This window comes from Streptomyces sp. NPDC006872 (assembly GCF_040635845.1).
Taxonomy (GTDB): Bacteria; Actinomycetota; Actinomycetes; order Streptomycetales; family Streptomycetaceae; genus Streptomyces.
The window spans coordinates 834,650-855,365 of the sequence record NZ_JBEYIL010000001.1; the positions used below are offsets into that span (position 1 = coordinate 834,650).

The following is a 20,716-nucleotide window of genomic DNA, read 5'->3' on the forward strand; positions in this document are numbered from 1 at the left end:
AAACGTCCATTGCCTCCCCGGGGTCCCCGTCGGCCGTCCTATTCTCCAACTCCCGAGCATGTCCCGTAATCCGTACCGGGCTTGAGCCCGAGCAGGTCCGCACGGCCGGCCGACGCCTCGGGCCACCGGGGAGGAGAGCGATGCGGTCGGTTCCGCCGCGGGCGTGGGGCTACGTCGCCTGTGTCGTGGTCGGCGCCGCGTCCTGCCTCTGGGGGCTGCCGTCCGTCCGGACGCCCTGGTGGGCGGTGGCCCTGCTGGCCGGGCTGTACGTCGGCTGCGAGCAGGTCACCCGGTACCGCCCGGTCGGCCGATCCGCCGCCGGGGACCTGGGCGCCTTCTACCCCGTGCTGCTCGCCGGGGCCTTCCTGCTGGCGCCGCCCGCCGCCGCGCTCGTACCGCTGCCGGGGGCGCTGCTCGCGCGCGTCGAGCAGCGCCCCCGGGGGCTGCGCCGGATCTGGCGGGCCGCCCAGCTCGCCGTCGCCGTCTGGGCGGCGTCCCGCACGCACGAGGCGCTGGGCGGGCGGGACGCGATCGGCGACTCCGACTTCCCCGCCGCCCTCGGGCCCGCCGGGGCCGCCGTGCTGGTGTTCTGCCTGGTGCTGAGCGTGCTGGACGGCGGAGTGCGCACGCTCGCCGAGGGACTGCCGGCCCGGGCCGCCGGGCGCGGGCTGTTCGCTCGCTCGCTCGCCCCCGTCGCCGTGCACGGGCTCGCCGGGCTGATGATGGCCGTCCTGTGGCGCAGCCCGTACGGGCCGGTCGCCGCGCTGCTCGTGCTGTTCCCGATGGGCGTGTCCTGGTGGGTGTTCGCGCAGTACCACCGCGAGCGCGCCGCCCACCAGGCGACCATCCGCGCCCTGGTGCAGGCCGTCGACATCAAGGACGGCTACACGCGCGGCCACAGCGAACGCGTCGGACAGGCCTCGATGCTGATCGGACGCGAACTGGGCATGGACGAGGGCCGGATCGAAGTGCTCCGCTTCGCCGGGATCCTGCACGACGTCGGCAAACTCGGCGTCCCCACCCGCCTGTTGCGCAAGGACGGGCCGCTGACGCCCCAGGAGCGGCAGGTGATCGAACTGCACCCCGAGTACGGGCACGAGATCACCCGCGGGATCTCCTTCCTCGGCGACGCCCGCTCGGCGATCCTCCACCACCACGAACGCATCGACGGCACCGGCTACCCGTACGGCCTGGCCGGCGGTCAGATCCCGGAGTCCGCACGGGTGGTCGCCGTGGCCGACGCCTTCGACGCGATGACCTCCAACCGCTCCTACAGCCGGGCCCGGCCGGTGGAGGCGGCCCTGGCGGAACTGCGGCGGTGCGCGGGCGCCCACTTCGACCCCCGGATGGTCACCGCGCTGACCCGGGTCGTCGAGCGGGACGGCTGGCATCCGGTCGTCACCGCCGAGGAGGCCCGGCCCTCCGCCGTCCCGACGCCCGCGCAGGCCCCCGACGACGACCGGTCCGAGGTACGCCGATGATCGCCCGCCGCCCCTTCCTCGCCCTCTACACCGCCGCCGCCCTCCTCGTCGCCGTCTCCCTCCTCGTGACGTTCATGACAGGCGTCGAGGAACGCCCCGTCGCGCTCGCCTTCGGGATCCTCGTCGCCGTCGGCGAGCTCATCCGGTGGAACGGGCCCGGGCTGCGCGAGGCCGCGCCGCTCGGCGCCGCCGGGTCGCTGTCCTACGCGCTGGTCGGGGAGCACGCCGGGCACCCCACGCACCACGGGGTCGCGCAGGTCGTGTCGGTCGTGGTCGCCGCCTCCCTGCTGGGCAGCGTGCCGCAGCTGGCGCGCGGCGACGGACCCGTCCTCGACCACCTGGTCCGGCGGGTGCTGGCCGTCGGGTTCGCCGCCGTCTGCTTCCAGCCCCTCTACAACCGCGGTGTGTTCGACGGCTGGAGCGGCCCCGCCTACGCGCTGCTGCTGCTCGCGCTGCTCGTCCTGACCGTGCTGTGCGACGCCGTGGTCGCCGCTGCGCTCGCCCGCTCCCGCACCGGCTGGCCGTTCGCCCCGCTGCTGCGGGACGAGCTGCGGGCCGTGCCCGGCATCGGGTCGGCGGTGTGCGCCACGGGCGCGGTGATGGCACTCGCGGTCGCCGTCGTCGGCCTGTGGGCGCTGCCCGTGTTCTCGGTGCCGCTGCTGCTCACCCAGCTGTCCCTGCGCCGGTACGCGGCCGTGCGGGCCACCTACCGGCAGACCATCGCCTCGCTGGCCCGCGCCACCGAGATCGCCGGGTACACCCCGGCCGGGCACGCCCGCCGCGTCGCCGCCCTCAGCCAGGCCGTGGGCCGCGACCTCGGGCTGCCGGAGCCCGAGCGGGCCGTCCTGGAGTACGCGGCCCTCATGCACGACATCGGGCAGCTCAGCCTCGTCGACCCGGTCCCGGCCGGGGCCACCGCCGGACTCCCGGCGGCCGAGCAGCGGCGGATCGCGCTGCTCGGCGGGGCCGTCGTCCGCCAGACCGGGGCCGGCGCCCAGGTCGCGACGGTCGTCGAGCGGCAGGCCGACCCCTACCCGGAGCAACCGGTGGCCGCCCGCATAGTCCGGGTGGTGAACGCCTATGACGAGAAGGTGCGGGGCGCCGGTCCCGGCGGGCCCCTCACCGCACTGGAGGAACTGCGTCTGGGCACCGGCGGGGAGTACGCGCCCGAGGTGGTGGAGGCGCTGGCCAGGGTGCTTTGGAATATGGGGGCGGCGCGCTGGGGGTGCCCCCAGGCGTTCAGCCCTGGGGGAGCCTCGGGCAGGGTGGTGGTGGGCGACGGGCGGGCTGTCTGACCTTGCCTGCGGGTGGGTAACCCATGGGTAATGAGCGGCCCTCCGGCGTCACGTGGTTGGATGCGAGGGAGAGAGTGTCCGGGGGCACTGGCCAGCCCACAGAACGGAACTGGCAGGCGGGAATCGTGAGGATCTTCGGCAAGGGACGGCACCGGCCCTCCGCCTCCTGGCGGCAGGCCACCGACCGCGCGTTCACGCTGATCGGCGACGGGCGGTACGAGGACGCGGGCGCGCTGCTGACACGTGCCGCCGACCTGGAACCCTGGCTGTCCGAGTCCTGGTTCAACCTCGCCCTGCTGCACAAGTTCCGGCACGACTGGGAGCAGGCCCGCACGGCAGGCCTGCGCGCGGTCGCCCTGCTCGACCGCGAGGCCGGGGCCCCCGACTGGTGGAACGTCGGCATCGCCGCCACCGCGCTGCAGGACTGGCCGCTGGCCCGCCGTGCCTGGCAGGCGTACGGGCTGCACGTCCCGGGCCACGCCACGGGCGCCGGCGAGCCCGTCGGCATGGAACTGGGCAGCGCGGCCGTACGGCTGTCGCCCGAGGGCGAGGCCGAGGTGGTGTGGGGGCGGCGGCTGGACCCCGCCCGTATGGAGGTGCTGTCGATCCCGCTGCCCTCCTCCGGACGGCGCTGGGGCGAGGTCGTGCTGCACGACGGGGTGCCCCACGGCGAGCGGACCACCTCCGTCGGCCACTCGTACCCGGTCTTCGACGAGATCGAGCTGTGGGCGCCGTCCCCGGTGCCGACCTGGGTGGTCCTCCTGGAGGCGGCCACGGAGGTGGACCGGGACGCGCTGGAGCAACTGGCCGCCGACGCGGGGTTCGCGGCGGAGGACTGGTCCTCCTCGGTGCGGCTGCTGTGCCGGATGTGCTCGGAGTCCCGGATGCCCTCCGACGAGGGCGACGGCGAGCATCTCGATCCGCATGATCACAGCGAGCCCGGGCATCCGGGGCCGCTGGGGCATCGGACGGACGGGCAGCTGTGGGTGCCTGAGCGTGAATGCGGCGTGGCCGCCCCGGCGTCGCTCGTCCGAGGGCTGCTGGACGGGTGGGTTGCGGACAGCCCGGATTCCAGGGACTGGCGGGATCTTGAAGAGGTGTGCTGACGTCGTTCGGCTGCGGGTTCGTCGTGGTTGCTCGCGCCCCGCGGCGGAGCCGCCGACAGACACAGCCCCGCGCCCCTGACGGGGCGCGTCCCCGTACCCTGTATCGGCAACATCACCCCGTTTTTGTTCAGGAAGGCATCGTCGGTCATGGCGCAGCAGGACACCGATCAGCAGCACGCGGGCGTGCTCCCCGTGGACGACGAGGGCTTCGTCATCGACACCGAGGAGACGGAGGCGCGCGAGCTGGCCTGGCGTGAGGCCGGCGCCTCGCGGCCGATCACCGTCGTCGGGAACCCGGTGCTGCACAAGGAGTGCAGGGACGTCACCGAGTTCGACGACGAGCTGCGGCAGCTGGTCGCGGACATGTTCGCCTCGCAGCACACCGCCGAGGGCGTGGGCCTGGCCGCCAACCAGATCGGCGTCGACCTGAAGGTCTTCGTCTACGACTGCCCCGACGACGAGGGCGCGCGGCACACCGGTGTCGTCTGCAACCCCAAGCTCGTCGAGCTGCCCGCGGACCGGCGCCGACTGGACGACAGCAACGAGGGCTGTCTGTCGGTGCCCACCGCCTACGCGCCGCTCGCCCGTCCCGACTACGCCGAGGTGACCGGGCAGGACGAGCAGGGCAACCCGATCAAGGTGCGCGGGACCGGTTACTTCGCTCGGTGTTTGCAGCACGAGACCGATCACCTGTACGGGTACCTGTACATCGACAGGCTGTCCAAGCGCGAACGCAAGGACGCCCTGCGGCAGATGGCCGAGAACGAGCCCCGCTACCCCGTGGTCGCCAACGACTGAGCCCCACCCGCACGAACCACGACGCCTGGCCGGGATGCCTCCCGGCCGGGCGTCGTTCGTATGTCCGACGGACGGTCGATCGCTTACGCACATCTACCGCACATCTACTGCACATCTCCTGATCCGTAATCAGTCAGGCAGACGTGGATTCTCAGCATGTCGGGGTAGTGAATGAAGCAAATCCGTTCCCAGGACGGTCAGTTGTAGTGCTGAATAGGAAGTGCGGGGATACGCAACGGCGCACGCCCGGCACGGCTGGAGGGGTGTGTGCCCACTGGCGGCTGAGAGGGGTTGTTCGTGCCAGCTTTGCCATGCAGCACCACATACAGCACCACAGTGACGGTGGCCGTGCCCGCGGTTCCTCCCTCGCTCTCTCTTCCGGTCATCGAGGCGGCGTTTCCCCGGCAACTGCATCCGTATTGGCCCCGGTTGCAGGAGAACACGCGCTCCTGGCTGCTGAAAAAGCGGTTGATGCCGGCGGACAAGGTCGCAGAATATGCCGACGGTCTTTGCTATACGGACCTGATGGCGGGCTACTACCTCGGCGCGCCCGACGAGGTGATGCAGGCCATCGCCGACTACAGCGCGTGGTTCTTCGTCTGGGACGACCGGCACGACCGTGACGTCGTGCACGCCCGGTCCTCCTCCTGGCGGCAACTGCGGTTCCGCTTACATGCGGCGCTGGACGTCCCGGCCGTGTATCTGCGGCACCCGGATCCGCTGGTCGCCGGACTCGCGGACAGCGTGGGCCGGCTGTACGCCTTCCTTCCCGACACCTGGAACGCACGGTTCGCCCGGCACTTCCACACCGTGATCGAGGCGTACGACCGGGAATTCCGCAACCGCGTCGAGGGACGCATTCCCGGCGTCGAGGAATACCTCGCACTGCGTCGGCTGACCTTCGCCCACTGGATATGGACCGACCTGCTCGAACCGAGTGCGGGCTGCGAACTCCCGGACCCGGTACGGAAAAACCCCGCCTTTCGGCGCGCGGCCCTGCTGAGTCAGGAATTCGCCGCCTGGTACAACGACCTCTGCTCGCTTCCCAAGGAATTGGCGGGCGATGAGGTGCACAATCTCGGAATCAGTCTCATCGCCCATCAGGGACTGACTCTGGAAGAAGCGATCGAGGAACTACGGCGACGCGTCGAGGAATGCGTATCCGAGTTCCTCGCCGTCGAAAAGGACGTCCTGCTGCTCGCCGACCGCCTCACCGACGGGACCGTCCGCGGAAGGGAACTCGGCACCGCCGTGCGGTCCTGCCTCGGCAATATGCGGAACTGGTTCAGTTCCGTCTACTGGTTCCACCACGAGTCCGGCCGATACATGGTCGACAGCTGGGACGACCGGTCCACGCCCCCGTACGTCAACAACGAAGCGGCAGGTGAGAAATGACCGTCGAGTCGGTGAAGCCCGCGACCCCCGGGGCATCCGAACCCGGTGAGCCGCCATTGGCCGGTGGCGGGGTTCCGCTGCTCGGACACGGCTGGAAGCTGGCCCGCGATCCGCTGGCCTTCATGGCCCGGCTGCGCGACCACGGCGACATCGTGCGTCTGCGGCTCGGCCCCAAGACGGTGTACGCCGTCACCGCGCCGGATCTTGTCGGGGCCCTCGCGCTCAGCCCGGACTACATCATCTCCGGACCCCTGTGGGAGACCCTGGAGGACCTGCTCGGCAAGGAGGGCGTGGCCACGGCCAACGGCCCGCTGCACCGCCGGCAGCGACGCACGATCCAGCCCGCGTTCCGGCTCGACGCCATCCCCGGCTACGGGCCGATCATGGAGGAGGAGGCGCACGCGCTCGTCGAGCGCTGGCAGCGGGGCGAGGTCCTCGACGTCACCGCCGAGTCCTTCCGGGTGTCCGTGCGCATCTCCGCCCGCTGTCTGATGCGCGGCAGCTATATGGACGCCCGGTCCGAGCGCATCACCTCCGCCCTCGCCACCCTGTTCGCCGGTATGTACCAGCGCATGGTGGTACCCCTCGGACCGCTTTATCGGGTACCGATTCCGGCCAACCGCGTATTCAACCGGGCACTGGCCGATCTGCATCGGCTGGTGGACGAGATCATCGCCGAGCGTCGCGCATCCGGTCAAAAACCGGACGATTTGCTGACGGCTTTGCTGGAGGCGAAGGACGAGAATGGCGACCCCATCGGGGAACAGGAGATCCACGACCAGGTCATCGCGATACTCACCCCGGGCAGCGAAACCGCGGGCTCCGTGGTCATGTCGCTGCTCCACGTCCTCACCGAGCACCCCGACCAGGTGGACAAGATCCGCGAGGAGGTGAAAAGCGTCGTCGGTGACCGGCCGGTCGCATTCGGCGACGTCCGAAAGCTGCGGCACACCGCCAATGTCGTGGTCGAGACCATGCGGCTGTATCCCGCCGTATGGATATTGACCCGGCGCGCGGTGACCGACACCGAGCTCGGCGGATACCGCATTCCCGCCGGCGCCGACATCGTCTACAGCCCCTACGCGGTGCAGCGCGATCCGCGGTCGTACGAGCGGCACACGGAGTTCGACCCCGACCGCTGGCTGCCCGGCGGCTCCCCGGAGGTGCCGAAATACGCCATGACGCCGTTCGGCGTCGGCAACCGGAAGTGCCCGAGCGACCACTTCTCGATGGCCGAGCTGACGCTGATCGCCGCCGTGGTGGCGTCCGCGTTCCGCTTCGAGCCGGCGCCCGGCTCCGACTCCCGGACGCACGTCGGCATCACGCTGCGGCCGCGCAAGCTGCTGCTGCGGGCGATACCCGGATGAGAGCCGCGGCTCAGGCGACCGCCTGCGGGCCGCGGAACGTGCGTCGGTAGGCGTTGGGGGTCGTCCCCAACGCCTGCACGAACTGGTGGCGCAGGGCTCCCGCGGTGCCGAAGCCGGCCCGCCAGGCGATCGTGTCCACCGTCTCGTCCGTCGCCTCCAGCAGGTGCTGTGCCAGCAGCACCCGCTGGCGCAGCAGCCACCGGTAGGGGGTGGTGCCCGTCTCCTGCTGGAAGCGGCGGGCGAAGGTGCGCGGGGACATATGGGCGCGCTCCGCGAGCTGCTCGACCGTGACCTCCTGGTCGAGATGCGCCTCCATCCACACCAGCACCCCGCCGACCGTGTCGCACGCCGACCGGGGCAGCGGCCGTGCGACGTACTGCGCCTGTCCGCCGTCCCGATGCGGCGGTACGACCATCCGCCGTGCGATGCCGTTGGCCACCTCGGGCCCCTGCTCCTTGCGCACGAGGTGCAGACACGCGTCGATCCCTGAGGCCGTGCCGGCGGAGGTGATCACCGGGTCCTCGTCGACGTAGAGGACGTCCGGCTCGACGGTCGTCCGCGGATACCGGCGGGCCAGCAGATCCGCGTGCCGCCAGTGCACCGCGCAGCGCCGCCCGTCGAGCAGACCCGCCGCGCCCAGCACGAAGACGCCCGAGCAGACGCTGAGCACCCGGGCGCCCCGGTCCACGCCCCGACGCAGGGCGGCGAGCAACTCGGGCGGATACTCCCGCTCGACGTTCGCGTCCGAGGCCGGCACGGCGATCAGGTCGGCCTCCTCCAGCCGGTCGAGGCCGTACGGCGTGGAGACGGTGAGTCCGCCGACATGGGTGCCCAGGACCGGGCCCTCCGCCGAGACGACGGTGAAGTCGTACGACGGCAGCCCCTCGTCGCTGCGGTCGAGGCCGAACACCTCGCACAGGACGCCGAGCTCGAAGGGATGCACACCGTCGAGGAGGACGGCGACCACGTTCTTCAGCATGGCCCACCTCGCTTCTCTGCCGAGGTTCGTTTCTCGCTTTTCGGCCGGGGGTCCGGGGGTTGTCCCCCGGGAGAGCACAGCAGCATGGTGCCAGTGTGCCACCACAGTGGCAGGAATTTGAAGGTGTACGGCAGTCCTGCCACTCCCGGTCAGGAGTCTCAGGCAGGACAGTGGTGTCCATGAACACGAACCAGATAGAAGACCTGATCGGAATCCTCATGGTCCTCGGGATCATGGTTCTCCTGATCCTCCCGTCCGTGGTCGGCATCGTGCGCGACAGGCGCGCCGACCGGCAGATCAGGGAGGCTCAGGAGAACCGCGAGAGCCGGGAGACCCAGGAGGATCAGAAGTCCTCGTCCAGGTCGACGGTGCCCTCCACCGCGACCTGGTACGCCGACGGACGGCGCTCGAAGAAGTTGGTCAGCTCCTGAACGCCCTGCAGCTCCATGAAGGAGAACGGGTTCTCCGAGCCGTACACCGGGGCGAAGCCGAGCCGCGCCAGACGCTGGTCGGCGACGCACTCCAGGTACTGCCGCATGGAGTCGGTGTTCATCCCCGGGAGGCCGTCGCCGCACAGGTCACGGGCGAACTGCAGCTCGGCCTCGACGGCCTCCCGCAGCATGTCGGTGACCTCCTGCCGGAGCTGGTCGTCGAAGAGCTCCGGCTCCTCCTTGCGGACCGTGTCGACCACCTCGAAGGCGAAGCTCATATGCATCGTCTCGTCGCGGAACACCCAGTTGGTGCCGGTCGCCAGGCCGTGCAGCAGGCCCCGGCTGCGGAACCAGTAGACGTACGCGAAGGCCCCGTAGAAGAACAGGCCCTCGATGCACGCGGCGAAGCAGATCAGGTTGAGCAGGAAGCGGCGGCGGTCGGCCTGGGTCTGCAGGCTGTCCAGCTTCTCGACCTCGTTGATCCACTTGAAGCAGAACTCGGCCTTCTCGCGGATGGAGGGGATGTTCTCCACCGCGTCGAAGGCGGCCGCCCGGTCCTCGGGATCGGGGAGGTAGGTGTCCAGCAGCGTCAGATAGAACTGGACGTGGACGGCCTCCTCGAACAGCTGACGGCTCAGGTAGAGCCGCGCCTCGGGGGAGTTGATGTGCTTGTACAGCGTCAACACGAGGTTGTTCGCCACGATCGAGTCGCCCGTCGCGAAGAACGCGACCAGCCGGCCGATCATGTGCTGCTCGCCCTGTGACAGCTTCGCGAGATCCGTCACGTCCGAGTGGAGGTCCACCTCCTCCACGGTCCAGGTGTTCTTGATGGCGTCCCGGTAGCGCTCGTAGAAGTCCGGGTAGCGCATCGGACGCAGCGTCAGTTCGAAGCCCGGGTCGAGCAGGTTCTTCTCGGTCTTTTCGGGGGCGGTGGACATTACTGGCAGGCCTCGCAGGACTCGGGGTTCTCAAGAGAGCAGGCGACCGCGTCTTCAGGGGTCGCCTGTACGGGAATCGGGGTTTGCGCCTGGGCGGCGCGGGCGATCCGGGTAGCCGGGCGCGAGCGCAGGTAGTACGTCGTCTTCAGGCCCGACTTCCAGGCGTACGCGTACATCGAGGAGAGCTTGCCGATGGTCGGCGTCTCCAGGAACAGGTTCAGCGACTGCGCCTGGTCCAGGTACGGGGTACGGGCGGCGGCCATGTCGATCAGGCCGCGCTGCGGGATCTCCCACGCCGTCCGGTACAGGGCACGGACCTCGGCCGGGATCCACGCGAACTCCTGCACCGAGCCGTTGGACTCGCGCAGCGCCTCACGGGTGCGGGCGTCCCAGACGCCGAGCTCCTTCAGCTCGTTCACCAGGTAGGAGTTGACCTGGAGGAACTCGCCGGACAGCGTCTCGCGCTTGAACAGGTTGGACACCTGCGGCTCGATGCACTCGTACACGCCCGCGATGGACGCGATGGTGGCGGTCGGCGCGATGGCGAGCAGCAGCGAGTTGCGCAGGCCCGTCGCCGCGATCCGCGTCCGCAGCGCCGCCCAGCGCTTCGGCCAGGTGAACTCGACGCCGTAGTGGTCGGGGTGCAGCACACCGCGGGCGGTGCGGGTCTTGTCCCAGGCGGGCAGCGGGCCGCTGCGCTCGGCCAGGTCGGCGGAGGCCTCGTACGCGGCCAGCATGATGCGCTCGGCGATGCGGGTGGAGAGGGCTTTGGCCTCGGCGGAGTCGAACGGCAGCCGCAGCTTGAAGAAGACGTCCTGCAGGCCCATCGCGCCCAGACCGACCGGCCGCCAGCGGGCGTTGGAGCGGCCCGCCTGCTCGGTCGGGTAGAAGTTGATGTCGACGACCCGGTCGAGGAAGGTGACGGCGGTGCGGACGGCCGCGTCCAGCCGCTCCCAGTCGATGCCGTCGCCGTCTTCGGCCGCCGTGTCGACGAACGCGCCGAGGTTCACCGAACCCAGGTTGCACACGGCCGTCTCGCCGTCGTCCGTGACCTCCAGGATCTCCGTGCAGAGGTTGGAGGAGTGCACGACGTGGCCCGGCTCGGCCGTCTGGTTGGCGGTGCGGTTGGCGGCGTCCTTGAAGGTCATCCAGCCGTTGCCGGTCTGCGCGAGGGTGCGCATCATGCGGCCGTACAGGTCACGCGCCGGGATGGTCTTCTTCGCGAGGCCCGCCTCCTCGGCCTTGCGGTAGGCCGCGTCGAACTCCGCGCCCCACAGGTCGACCAGCTCGGGCACGTCCGACGGCGAGAACAGCGACCACTGCTCGTCCGCGTTCACGCGCCGCATGAACTCGTCCGGGATCCAGTGCGCGAGGTTCAGGTTGTGCGTACGGCGGGCGTCCTCGCCGGTGTTGTCCCGCAGCTCCAGGAACTCCTCGATGTCGGAGTGCCAGGTCTCCAGGTAGACCGCGGCCGCGCCCTTGCGCCGGCCGCCCTGGTTCACGGCGGCGACCGAGGCGTCCAGCGTCTTCAGGAACGGCACGATGCCGTTGGAGTGCCCGTTGGTGCCGCGGATCAGCGAACCGCGGCTGCGGATCCGGGAGTACGACAGCCCGATGCCGCCGGCGTGCTTCGAGAGACGGGCGACCTGGTGGTAGCGGTCGTAGATGGAGTCCAGCTCGTCCAGCGGGGAGTCGAGGAGGTAGCAGGACGACATCTGGGGGTGCCGGGTGCCGGAGTTGAAGAGCGTGGGGGAGGACGGCAGATAGTCCAGGCGGCTCATCAGCCCGTACAGCGCGGCGACCTCGTCCAGCGCCCGTGTGCTGTCGTCCTCGGCCAGGCCGGCGGCGACGCGCAGCAGGAAGTGCTGGGGCGTCTCGACGACCTTGCGGGTGATCGGGTGCCGCAGCAGGTAGCGGCTGTGCAGGGTGCGCAGCCCGAAGTAGCCGAAGCGGTCGTCGGCGGTCGTGTCGATCAGCGCGTCGAGGCGGGCCGCGTGGACGCGCACGAACTCGGCGGTGCGGTCCGCGATCAGACCCTCGCGGTGGCCGACGGAGACCGAGCCGGTGAACGACGTGACCCCCTGGGAGGCGGCCTCCGCGGCGATGCTGATGGTCAGCAGCCGGGCGGCCAGCTTCGAGTAGGCGGGGTCCTCGGAGATCAGACCGGCGGCCGCCTCCGTCGCCAGCTCGCGCAGCTCCGCCTCGTCGGCCCGCGAGGACCGGCCGCGCAGGGCGGCGGCGGCGACCCGGCCGGGGGCGGCGTCGGGAAGGTCGGCGGTCAGCTCGGTCAGGGTCCGCAGCAACGCGTTCCCGGGACCGTCGGTCTCCAGCTCGAAGACTGAAACCGGGTCGGCTGGCGCGATGGTCACGTGAGGCTCTCCCTCGCTCGGCAGGGGGCCTGGCGGAGGGCAGGGCAGCACACGAGCGCACGGGGCGTCGCGTCCACCGGCCCACTCCGCGAGGCCCGGACGTCAGGGCACCCGGACCGGGACGGCCGGGCGCGCTGTCGGCAGGACCTCGGACTGAACAGGCGTGCACATATGGATGGAGATGCACGCGTGTACACCGTTGCGGGACAGTTCCGGATTCGCACCGGATTCCCCTGCGGCGACAGCGAGCATGAGCATACATCTTGTGCCTGCCTGTCGTGTCACCCCCAGATGTTGTGTCGCGCTGATTTCAGAGCGTCAACTCGTAGGTGAGGAGAGTGATGTCGTCCAGCTGTGGCAGGGGATTCCAGTCCCGCTCTGGTGTGCGGACGAAACCGAGGCGTTCGTAGCCGACAGCCGGGGACGGCCGGGTTGCGGGTCGTCCCCGGAGTGCTTCCATGGAAGGTAGGTGCCGACACCGCACAGTCCCCCGTCCCGAGAACCCTCTCGGAGGGAGCAGACTCATGACGAGTGTCGTCCGCCACCCGCCCGGCAAGACCCGTCTGCCCAACGCGCCGATGGCCACACTGGAACTCAGACGCTGGGGCAAACGGATCCGCGGCGCCCTCGTCGGCCGCTGGCACACCCACACCATCCGCCGGGAGGCCCGGCGCGGAACCACCCGGCCCAGGAAATGGCGGAGGTGGTTCTCCTACGCCAACGTGACCCGGTTCGTCTGGCTGCTCGCTCTGCTCACGGTGTTCGCCTGGTGCGGGGAAGGCCTGTACATCCTGATCACGGGGGAGACGACCGGCTTTGAGGAGTGGCGCAAGGGCAACGGCGGCTTCGACGCCCTGCTGCGCTTCATCGGGCCCGTCCTCACCGCCTCGATCGCCGCAGCGCTGTTCCTGTTCTGCTGGTACAGCTGGACCAAGCGACGCTATCTCCTGGACGCCCGCACAAAGCCCGACAAGCTGGTGCTCACCGCAGGCCCGGAGACCGACGAGATCGTGGGCCGCGAGGAGGTCGCCGAGGTCATCGCCCAACGGCTGCGCGACCGCGACACCCGCCGGCCCTATCTGCTCGTCGGAGGCGTCGGCGTCGGCAAGACCGCCGTCCTCGTACGGCTCACCGAACTGCTGGCCCGTCAGGACGCCGTACCCGTGCCGATCCGGCTCCGGGACGCGACGGACGAGGCCACCCTGAACTTCGAGCGGTTGGCCAAGAAGAGGTTCGCCGAGGAGACGCCTCAGGGGACCCTGGCCCGCACCAAGATCGACCGGGTCTGGCAGCAACTGCTCGCCGACGACAAGCCCGTCGTCATCGCCGACGGGCTGGAGGAGGCCCTGCTCGACGAGGGACTCCAGCAGAACCGGGACAACATCATCCGCCGGGCCATCGAACGGGCCTACAAGGAGCGGCTGCCGCTGGTCATCGCCTCCCGGCCGCACAGCCCGCTGGAGAACACCGTCGCCGCCATCGTGGAGCTGGAGCCGCTCAGCGAGGAGGAGGCGCTGTACTTCGTCGAGGCGCGCGCCTCGGACGCCGAGGAGCGGTACCTGGACGACCTCGTGGAGCGGGCGGAGGTCACCGAGTCGCCCATCTACCTCCAGATCGTCCGCGATCTGCATCACCACGGCCGGCTGCGCCCCGACGAGCCGGGCCACCTGGACACCTCGGGCCGGGACCGGGGCATGCTGCGCCTGCGGCTGCTGGACCGATGGGCCGAGGAGCTGTGCGCGGGTCGGCTGCGGGAGAAGGTCGCGCTGAACCTGCAGGAGCGCCAGGACACCGTGGCGGTGGTCGCCGCGATGGCCTGTGTCGGCCTGCTCCAGGACAAACTGGAGGTCGGCTTCGACGAGTTGTTGAGCACGGACGTGCACCCTGGTCCGGTGCGGTATGCGGCCGGCCACGCGGAGCACCTGTGGACCAGAGCCCGCGGCTTCGACCGGTACGGCAAGCGCGTCAACGTCTTCTCCGAGTGGCACCGCGAACAGATCTGGAACGCCCTGTGCAGGCTGCTCGGCGAGGAGGAGCGCAAGCGGCTCAGCGAGGGCAGCATGGAACAGTGCCAAGCCGCGCTCGCCTGTCACGCGGCCAACGCGCACAAGCTCAAGCTGGTGGAGAGCCTGGGGCGAAAGGTCCGTTTCCCGCACAGCATCATCCAGGCCTATCTGGGATTCCGCGTCCTGGACGAGCTGGGGGAGCGGGTCGCCGGAGAGCTGGTCGACCAGGCGCTGCGACCGCCCGGCCCCAGCCGGGAGCTGCTCATCGCCCTGGTGTTCCTCTCCCGGCGGCGGGCCGCGAAACTCGCCGACCGGGGCCGCGGTGTCCGGGCCGAGGTGAAGAAGGAGGCCGAGGAGTGGGTACGGCAGGCACCCGTGTACGGCCGCACCCTGACCCACCGGCTCCGCTCGGCGGCCCAACACCGCACCTACGACCCGAAAGTCCTCGACCTCTACGCGGCGGCGCTGGAGGTCGAGAGCGCGGAGGAGTCCCCAGGGCACCTGGACGACATCGTGCACTCGGTGCACGCGTGCTGGTCCGGCATCAAGGGGGAACGCCGCAGCCTCGACGACGCGAAACTGGCCTTCGTCAGGCAGCTCGGGGCGACACTGCGGACGGTCTCCGGGCGGCTCGGCATGTCGACGCTGTACTCGGAGCTCTTCGACATGGCCCTCGAGGAGCCCTCCTACGCGATCCGCCTGGCCGCCGCCCAGGAGTGCGGCGCCGGAGGCAACGAGGCGTTCACCGTGATCCGCGAGCGGTTCCGCCTCGACAGCGACCCCGTCCGCGAGTACATCGATCAGGTCAACCGCCTCAAGAACGAAAGGAGGCAGAACTACCAGACATGGGCGGCGCAGATGGCGCTGGCGACCTACGCCACCCCTGTGTCGTCCAACCGCCGCCAAGGGCTGCGCCGCCAGCAGCTCACCCTCGAACAGCTCCAGCAGAAACGGCGCGAACTCAACGACGAGTACGAGGAACGGCGGGTGCGGCTGCTCCGTAACTTCATGATGCGGGCCTGGATCCTGCCCATGCTCCTGGGCTCCGTCGACGCCGCCCACCGTGACGAGGCGTCCGAACGCCTCGCCAAGTGGCTGCGCCACCTGGACCCGGTACACACCGGCGGCACCCCCGACATGCCGCTCGCGCTGGAGGCCGCACTGGCCCAGGGGTTCAAGTACGCGGCCAACCGGCGCATCCGCCACCCGCAGTCGGACCCGGGCAGCCGGGCCGGCCTGATCCGCCAGGCGGTGACGCTCCTGGAGCGCTCGCGGTGCTGGTACGCACAACTGAGCCTGCTCCAGGCGCTGTGCCTGTGGGAACTCCCGGACGACAGCGGCCGGCCGGCACACGCCCGCGGCGGCGGATCGAACCCCGCGTCCCGCACGGTCGGTGGGGCCACCGCCGTGGAGACCGTCCGGCGCTGGCTGTCGATGGCCGGCACGGTCAACCGGGCGCCCGGCCCGCCGGGGGTGAACGGCGACTCGCCGCGGTGCCTGCTCCACCCGTTCGTCGCCGAGGCGGGCGACCTGGTGGCCCTGGCCCTCGAGACCGGGCAGCCCGAGCGCTTCCTGTGGATCGACGAGAAGGGCACCGCCGACAACATCGGCGCCCGCGTCGGCCGTGACGGCGGCTCCCGCAGGCACAACCTGTGGATCCCGCCCTCGGTCGGCTGGAGCACGCTCGACGGGCGCGCCCAGCGCCTGGTCGCCGATGTGTTGGTCATGGTGAACCTCATCGAACGGGACGGCCACCCGGACGAGGTCGAGGAGCGGATGGCCCGCGTGGAGCAGCCCGGCATGCCGCTCCCGCCGTGCATTCGCACCGACCGCGGACCGCTGCACCCCGGATGGCCGGCCGGCAAGGCCGAGCCGCCCGCCCCGGGCTCCCAGTGCCTGCCCGACTGCAAGTTCCAGCTCTGCCCGTACCCGCCGCGCGGCTCGGTGCCCCGGGACGAGATCCGCGAGCCCTTCTGCCGCCAGCAACAGGCCCTGCTGCCGGGACGGCTGCGGCGGCGCCTCCCCAGGCTCCTGCGCCGCAAGACACCGCACTGGGTCAGCATGCGTGTAGGCGAGCTGGACGACTTCTGGGACGCGATGGCCAGGCGCACCCGCTGAACAGCGCGGGACACGCCTGGCCGTCGGAGAGGTCCGGCCGGTGCGGACTAGTGCGTCGCCGCCGGCAGTTCCTTCTGGACGCCCGCGTCCCCCGCGTCCGCCGTGTAGTCCTCCGGCCTGGTCTCGTCGACGCCCTCCGGGGCCTTCGCCGCCTTCAGGACGAAGGTCAGGACCACCGTGACGGCGACGTTCAGGAGGAACGCCGTCAGGCCGATGTAGCCGATCTCGCCGATGCCCGGGATCTCCTTCGACGAGCCGCCGAAGTGCTTCTGGGTCGGGGAGGCGACGCCGTACGCGGCGACCGTGCCGTAGACCATGCCGACCGCCCAGCCGGCGAGCAGGGCCCAGCGGTGGAACCAGCGGGTGAAGAGGCCGCCGACCAGGGCCGGGAACGTCTGCAGGATCCAGATGCCGCCCAGCAGCTGGAAGTTGATGGCGACGGTCTTGTCCATGGTGAGGACGAAGACCAGGGCCCCCACCTTCACCAGGAGCGAGACCAGCTTGGAGACCCTGGTCTCCTGCGCGGGCGTCGCGTCCGGCTTGATGAAGTCCTTGTAGATGTTGCGCGTGAAGAGATTCGCGGCCGCGATCGACATGATGGCCGCAGGCACGAGCGCGCCGATGCCGATCGCCGCGAACGCCACGCCCGCGAACCAGGCCGGGAACATGTCCTCGAACAGCTGCGGGATGGCCAGCTGCCCGTTGGTGACCTTGACCCCGGCGGCGATCGCCATGAAGCCGAGCAGTGCGAGCAGACCCAGCATGAGGGAGTACAGCGGCAGGATCGTGGTGTTGCGGCGGATCACCTCACGGCTGCGGGAGGAGAGCGTCGCCGTGATCGAGTGGGGGTACATGAACAGCGCCAGCGCCGAGCCCAACGCCAGTGTCGCGTACGTCCACTGACCGGGTTCGCCCGGCGCCAGTGCGCCGCGCGGCTTGCCCGTCGCCGGGTTGGTCTGGCTGAACGCCTCGCCCGCCTTGGCGAAGATGTCGTCGAACCCACCGAGCTTGATCGGGATGTAGATGATCGCCACCGCGATGACGATGTAGATCAGCGTGTCCTTCACGAACGCGATCAGCGCGGGGGCCCGCAGACCCGAGGAGTAGGTGTAGGCGGCCAGCACGCCGAACGCGATCAGCAGCGGCAGGTCCTTCACGAACCAGTTGGTGTCCTCGCCGCCGCCGACGCCCATCACGTCGAGCACCGCCTGGATGCCCACGAGCTGCAGTGCGATGTATGGCATCGTTGCCAGGATGCCGGTGAGGGCGACCGCCAGCGACAGGCCCTTCGAGCCCCAGCGGCCGCGCACGAAGTCGGAGGTCGTCACATAGCCGTGCTTGTGGGAGACCGACCACAGGCGGGGCAGGAACGTGAAGATCAGCGGGTAGACGAGGATCGTGTAGGGCACCGCGAAGAAGCCGGCCGCGCCCGCCGCGTAGATCGCCGCCGGGACGGCGACGAAGGTGTACGCGGTGTAGAGGTCGCCGCCGAGCAGGAACCAGGTGACCCAGGTGCCGAACGACCGGCCGCCCAGGCCCCATTCGTCGAGGCTGTTCTCGTTCTCGGCCTTGCGCCAGCGCGCGGCCAGGAAGCCCATGGCCGTGACGGCCAGGAAGAAGAAGATGAAGACGGCGAGTGCCACGCCGTTCACGCCGTCGTTCATTCCGCCGCACCGCCGCTCCGGGTCTTGCGGCCGCGCTGGTCGAGCTGCCACAGCTTGTACGCGATCACCGTGAGCACGGTGGACAGCAGCACCCACAGCATCTGGTACCAGTAGAAGAAGGGGATCCCGATGAACGCGGGATCCACCTTCGCGTACGAACCCACCCACAGCATCGCCACGAACGGCGCGAGCAGACACAGGGCGATGATGACGCGCACAGGCGTCACCACCGGCTCCTTCGGCACTTCCGGGGCATCTGACATCGGCGGCTCCATCCCCTCGCTGATCGCCTTGATCACCGTTGTAATGCGCAGGCAATGTAAGGGACGAATAAGCGCAGCGGAAGACCGCCTCCGTATACGACTACAAGATCCTCACTCGGTGGGCCGCTTCAGGCGTGCGACGAACTTGTACCGGTCGCCCCGGTACACCGACCGGACCCACTCCACCGGCTGGCCCTCCTTGTCCAGCGAGTGGCGGGAGAGCATCAGCATCGGCAGGCCCACGTCGGTGCCGAGCAGGCCGGCCTCGCGCGGGGTGGCCAGGGAGGTCTCGATGGTCTCCTCGGCCTCGGCGAGATGGACGTCGTAGACCTCGGCGAGCGCGGTGTACAGGGACGTGTACCTGGCCAGCGACCTGCGCAGGGCGGGGAAACGCTTCGCCGACAGATGGGTCGTCTCGATCGCCATCGGCTCGCCGTTGGCCATGCGCAGCCGCTCGATGCGCAGCACACGCCCGCCTGCCGTTATGTCGAGCAGCTCGGCGAGCCGGTCGTCGGCGGTGATGTAGCCGATGTCCAGCAGCTGCGAGGTCGGTTCCAGACCCTGGGCGCGCATGTCCTCGGTGTACGAGGTGAGCTGGAGCGCCTGGGAGACCTTCGGCTTGGCGACGAACGTGCCCTTGCCCTGGATGCGCTCCAGCCGTCCCTCGACGACCAGTTCCTGCAGCGCCTGCCGGACGGTCGTGCGCGAGGTGTCGAACTCGGCCGCGAGTGTGCGCTCGGGCGGCACCGGGGTGCCCGGGGACTGTGTCTCCGTGATGTCCAGCAGGTGCTTCTTGAGGCGGTAGTACTTGGGCACGCGCGCGGTACGGACGGTCGCCCCACCCTCGTTCTCCGCACTGCTGACGTCGGTGCTCATGGCCTGCCTTCCCGGCTGCGGATGCGGTCACATCGTGGCACGGCAGCCTATCGGGCGGTCCGCGCACTCTGTGATCCCTTCTGTATACCGTCGCCGCCTCTTCTGGTCTAGTCCACCAGGGCAAGTGGTCTAGCGGACCCATGTCTTCCGGGGGCGATGTTTTCGACGGCTTCTTACTTAAAGGTTCCTGCATATGTAGGTCCCATAACGGCTGGTCAAAGCCGTTTCGACCACCCTTGACAGCCGTATTGGTCTCAGCCAAGCTCTGCGCACTGGTCTACACCATTGGTCCAGGTCCCGGCTGGTGGGCGGGGGGGTGTGGGCATCCCTGAGGAGGATGGCGTGAAGCGCAAGCTGATAGCCGCGATCGGTATCGCGGGCATGATGGTGTCCATCGCGGCGTGCGGGGACGACGGCGGCAGCGGTGACTCGAAGGGCTCCGACGCGAAGGAGCTGACCGTCTGGCTCACCGTCGACGCGCAGAACAACTGGCCCGAGCTGGTGAAGGCAGCCGACGCGGCGGTCGTGAAGGCGCACCCCGGCGTCAAGATCAACCACGAGTACTACGGCTGGCCGGACAAGAACGCCAAGCTCGACGCGGTTCTCGCCACCGACAAGGCCCCCGACGTGGTCGAGATGGGCAACACCGAGATGCTCGGCTACATGGTCAAGGGCGCGTTCGCCCCCCTCGACGCCTCGAAGTTCGACAACTCCTCCGCCTGGCTGGACGGCCTCAAGGAGTCGGTGACCTACGACGGCAAGACCTACGGCGTGCCGTACTACGCCGGCGGCCGCGTCGCCAACTGGCGCAAGGACGTCTTCGCCGCGGCGGGCGTCAAGTCCACGCCGAAGACCTACGCGGAGCTGACCGCGGCCCTGGACAAGGTCCAGAAGAAGGAGGGCGACAAGTTCTCCGCCTGGTACCAGCCCACCCGCGACTGGTACGCGGCCATGTCCTTCGTCTACGACGCCGGCGGCTCCATCGCCAAGGAGGACGGCGGCCAGTGGAAGGCCGACCTGTCCTCGCCCGAGTCCATCAAGGGCCTCACCGACTTCAAGAGCATCGTCGACAAGTACATGCACGGCGACAAGACCAAGGACGAGTCCGACCGTTACATCGTCTACGGCCAGGGCAAGTCCGGCATGATCTTCGCCCCCGCCTGGGAGGGCGCGACTGCCGCGGCCAAGGAGAACGACAAGACCGGCAAGCTCGCCGGCAACGTCGAGAACTTCGTGATGCCCGGCCCGTCCGGCAAGAACCTCCCGGTCTTCCTGGGCGGCTCCGACCTCGCCGTCCCGGTGAAGTCCAAGGCGCAGGACCTCGCCGCCGAGTGGATCAACGCCTTCACCGGCCCCTCCGGCCAGAAGGGCCTGATCGCCAAGGGCAACCTGCCCAACAACAAGACCGACCTCGCCACCCTCAAGAACGACCCGGCGACCGCCGTCCCGGCCACCGCCGCCGAGTCCAACTGGTTCGTCCCGATGGCCCCCGGCTGGGGACAGGTCGAGAAGGCGCAGGTCCTGCAGACCATGCTGCAGAGCATCGGCACCGGCAAGAAGACGGTCGAGGCCGCCGCGAAGGAAGCGGACGCCGCGATCGACAAGGTCATCAACACCAAGTGACCTGACG

15 protein-coding genes, 1 pseudogene and 1 riboswitch are annotated in these 20,716 nt (G+C 69.9%); of the genes and pseudogenes, 9 read left to right on the forward strand and 7 right to left on the reverse strand.

Features of this window, described 5'->3' with window-relative positions; genetic code table 11:
* Window positions 1–140: 140 nt before the first annotated feature.
* From ABZ725_RS03905 to ABZ725_RS03930, 6 genes are all read left to right on the forward strand, one after another.
* Window positions 141–1,481 carry an HD-GYP domain-containing protein gene (locus ABZ725_RS03905; protein WP_358801154.1) on the forward strand — a complete coding sequence of 447 codons (1,341 nt, stop codon included), beginning with the start codon at window positions 141–143 and terminating at the stop codon, window positions 1,479–1,481.
* Complete coding sequence (locus ABZ725_RS03910; RefSeq protein WP_358801155.1) at window positions 1,478–2,776, forward strand: HD domain-containing protein; 1,299 nt, start codon at window positions 1,478–1,480, stop codon at window positions 2,774–2,776. The genes ABZ725_RS03905 and ABZ725_RS03910 overlap by 4 nt, the downstream gene beginning before the upstream one ends.
* A 125-nt stretch (window positions 2,777–2,901) precedes the next feature.
* The gene (locus tag ABZ725_RS03915; protein ID WP_358801156.1) at window positions 2,902–3,882 is read left to right on the forward strand and encodes a hypothetical protein; all 981 of its coding nucleotides are present in this window, start codon (window positions 2,902–2,904) and stop codon (window positions 3,880–3,882) included.
* 147 nt (window positions 3,883–4,029) lie between these two features.
* Window positions 4,030–4,680, forward strand: coding sequence for a peptide deformylase (def, locus tag ABZ725_RS03920; protein WP_351903211.1), 651 nt, complete (start codon window positions 4,030–4,032; stop codon window positions 4,678–4,680).
* Window positions 4,681–5,016: 336 nt separating this feature from the next.
* The gene (gene cyc1, locus ABZ725_RS03925) at window positions 5,017–6,075 is read left to right on the forward strand and encodes an epi-isozizaene synthase (RefSeq protein WP_358801157.1); all 1,059 of its coding nucleotides are present in this window, start codon (window positions 5,017–5,019) and stop codon (window positions 6,073–6,075) included.
* A complete protein-coding gene (locus ABZ725_RS03930) occupies window positions 6,072–7,442 on the forward strand; it encodes a cytochrome P450 (RefSeq protein WP_358801158.1) in 1,371 nt (456 codons plus the stop codon). The genes cyc1 and ABZ725_RS03930 overlap by 4 nt, the downstream gene beginning before the upstream one ends.
* Before the next feature lie 10 nt (window positions 7,443–7,452).
* On the opposite strand, the gene ABZ725_RS03935 is transcribed toward ABZ725_RS03930, so the two are convergent.
* A complete protein-coding gene (locus ABZ725_RS03935; protein WP_358801159.1) occupies window positions 7,453–8,421 on the reverse strand; it encodes a helix-turn-helix domain-containing protein in 969 nt (322 codons plus the stop codon).
* A 179-nt stretch (window positions 8,422–8,600) separates the two neighbouring features.
* On the opposite strand from ABZ725_RS03935, the gene ABZ725_RS03940 reads away from it, so the two are divergent.
* Window positions 8,601–8,852, forward strand: a complete 252-nt coding sequence (locus tag ABZ725_RS03940; protein ID WP_358801160.1) for a hypothetical protein — start codon at window positions 8,601–8,603, stop codon at window positions 8,850–8,852.
* On the opposite strand, the gene ABZ725_RS03945 is transcribed toward ABZ725_RS03940, so the two are convergent.
* The 3 genes and pseudogenes from ABZ725_RS03945 to ABZ725_RS03955 all read right to left on the reverse strand — a co-directional run.
* Window positions 8,765–9,790, reverse strand: coding sequence for a ribonucleotide-diphosphate reductase subunit beta (locus ABZ725_RS03945; protein WP_358801161.1), 1,026 nt, complete (start codon window positions 9,788–9,790; stop codon window positions 8,765–8,767). The genes ABZ725_RS03940 and ABZ725_RS03945 overlap by 88 nt on opposite strands.
* Entirely contained in the window at window positions 9,790–12,159 is a 2,370-nt protein-coding gene (locus tag ABZ725_RS03950) for a ribonucleoside-diphosphate reductase subunit alpha (protein ID WP_358801162.1), read from the reverse strand. Before ABZ725_RS03950 ends, ABZ725_RS03945 begins: the two co-directional genes overlap by 1 nt.
* A 143-nt stretch (window positions 12,160–12,302) precedes the next feature.
* Window positions 12,303–12,392: riboswitch (cobalamin riboswitch) on the reverse strand.
* Window positions 12,393–12,469: 77 nt separating this feature from the next.
* Window positions 12,470–12,568 (reverse strand): annotated as a pseudogene (locus tag ABZ725_RS03955) (GNAT family N-acetyltransferase); the annotation flags it as partial.
* A 115-nt stretch (window positions 12,569–12,683) separates the two neighbouring features.
* Between ABZ725_RS03955 and ABZ725_RS03960 the strand changes: the two are divergent.
* Window positions 12,684–16,283 carry an ATP-binding protein gene (locus tag ABZ725_RS03960; RefSeq protein WP_358801163.1) on the forward strand — a complete coding sequence of 1,200 codons (3,600 nt, stop codon included), beginning with the start codon at window positions 12,684–12,686 and terminating at the stop codon, window positions 16,281–16,283.
* A 47-nt stretch (window positions 16,284–16,330) separates the two neighbouring features.
* Here ABZ725_RS03960 and mctP read toward each other — a convergent pair whose 3' ends face one another.
* From mctP to ABZ725_RS03975, 3 genes are all read right to left on the reverse strand, one after another.
* The gene (mctP, locus tag ABZ725_RS03965) at window positions 16,331–17,947 is read right to left on the reverse strand and encodes a monocarboxylate uptake permease MctP (protein WP_358801164.1); all 1,617 of its coding nucleotides are present in this window, start codon (window positions 17,945–17,947) and stop codon (window positions 16,331–16,333) included.
* Window positions 17,944–18,210, reverse strand: coding sequence for a DUF3311 domain-containing protein (locus tag ABZ725_RS03970; RefSeq protein WP_358801165.1), 267 nt, complete (start codon window positions 18,208–18,210; stop codon window positions 17,944–17,946). The genes mctP and ABZ725_RS03970 overlap by 4 nt, the downstream gene beginning before the upstream one ends.
* A 111-nt stretch (window positions 18,211–18,321) precedes the next feature.
* The gene (locus ABZ725_RS03975) at window positions 18,322–19,086 is read right to left on the reverse strand and encodes a GntR family transcriptional regulator (RefSeq protein ID WP_358801166.1); all 765 of its coding nucleotides are present in this window, start codon (window positions 19,084–19,086) and stop codon (window positions 18,322–18,324) included.
* Window positions 19,087–19,428: 342 nt separating this feature from the next.
* Between ABZ725_RS03975 and ABZ725_RS03980 the strand changes: the two genes are divergently transcribed.
* Complete coding sequence (locus tag ABZ725_RS03980; RefSeq protein WP_358801167.1) at window positions 19,429–20,709, forward strand: extracellular solute-binding protein; 1,281 nt, start codon at window positions 19,429–19,431, stop codon at window positions 20,707–20,709.
* Window positions 20,710–20,716: the final 7 nt, after the last annotated feature.

Bases quoted from the DNA above. Each gene is read 5' to 3' on its own strand.
- ABZ725_RS03970 (WP_358801165.1), bottom strand. From the start codon at position 18,210: ATGTCAGATGCCCCGGAAGTGCCGAAGGAGCCGGTGGTGACGCCTGTG.
- ABZ725_RS03930 (WP_358801158.1), top strand. From the start codon at position 6,072: ATGACCGTCGAGTCGGTGAAGCCCGCGACCCCCGGGGCATCCGAACCC.
- def (WP_351903211.1), top strand. From the start codon at position 4,030: ATGGCGCAGCAGGACACCGATCAGCAGCACGCGGGCGTGCTCCCCGTG.
- ABZ725_RS03905 (WP_358801154.1), top strand. From the start codon at position 141: ATGCGGTCGGTTCCGCCGCGGGCGTGGGGCTACGTCGCCTGTGTCGTG.
- ABZ725_RS03975 (WP_358801166.1), bottom strand. From the start codon at position 19,086: ATGAGCACCGACGTCAGCAGTGCGGAGAACGAGGGTGGGGCGACCGTC.
- mctP (WP_358801164.1), bottom strand. From the start codon at position 17,947: ATGAACGACGGCGTGAACGGCGTGGCACTCGCCGTCTTCATCTTCTTC.
- ABZ725_RS03940 (WP_358801160.1), top strand. From the start codon at position 8,601: ATGAACACGAACCAGATAGAAGACCTGATCGGAATCCTCATGGTCCTC.
- ABZ725_RS03910 (WP_358801155.1), top strand. From the start codon at position 1,478: ATGATCGCCCGCCGCCCCTTCCTCGCCCTCTACACCGCCGCCGCCCTC.
- ABZ725_RS03935 (WP_358801159.1), bottom strand. From the start codon at position 8,421: ATGCTGAAGAACGTGGTCGCCGTCCTCCTCGACGGTGTGCATCCCTTC.
- ABZ725_RS03960 (WP_358801163.1), top strand. From the start codon at position 12,684: ATGACGAGTGTCGTCCGCCACCCGCCCGGCAAGACCCGTCTGCCCAAC.
- ABZ725_RS03945 (WP_358801161.1), bottom strand. From the start codon at position 9,790: ATGTCCACCGCCCCCGAAAAGACCGAGAAGAACCTGCTCGACCCGGGC.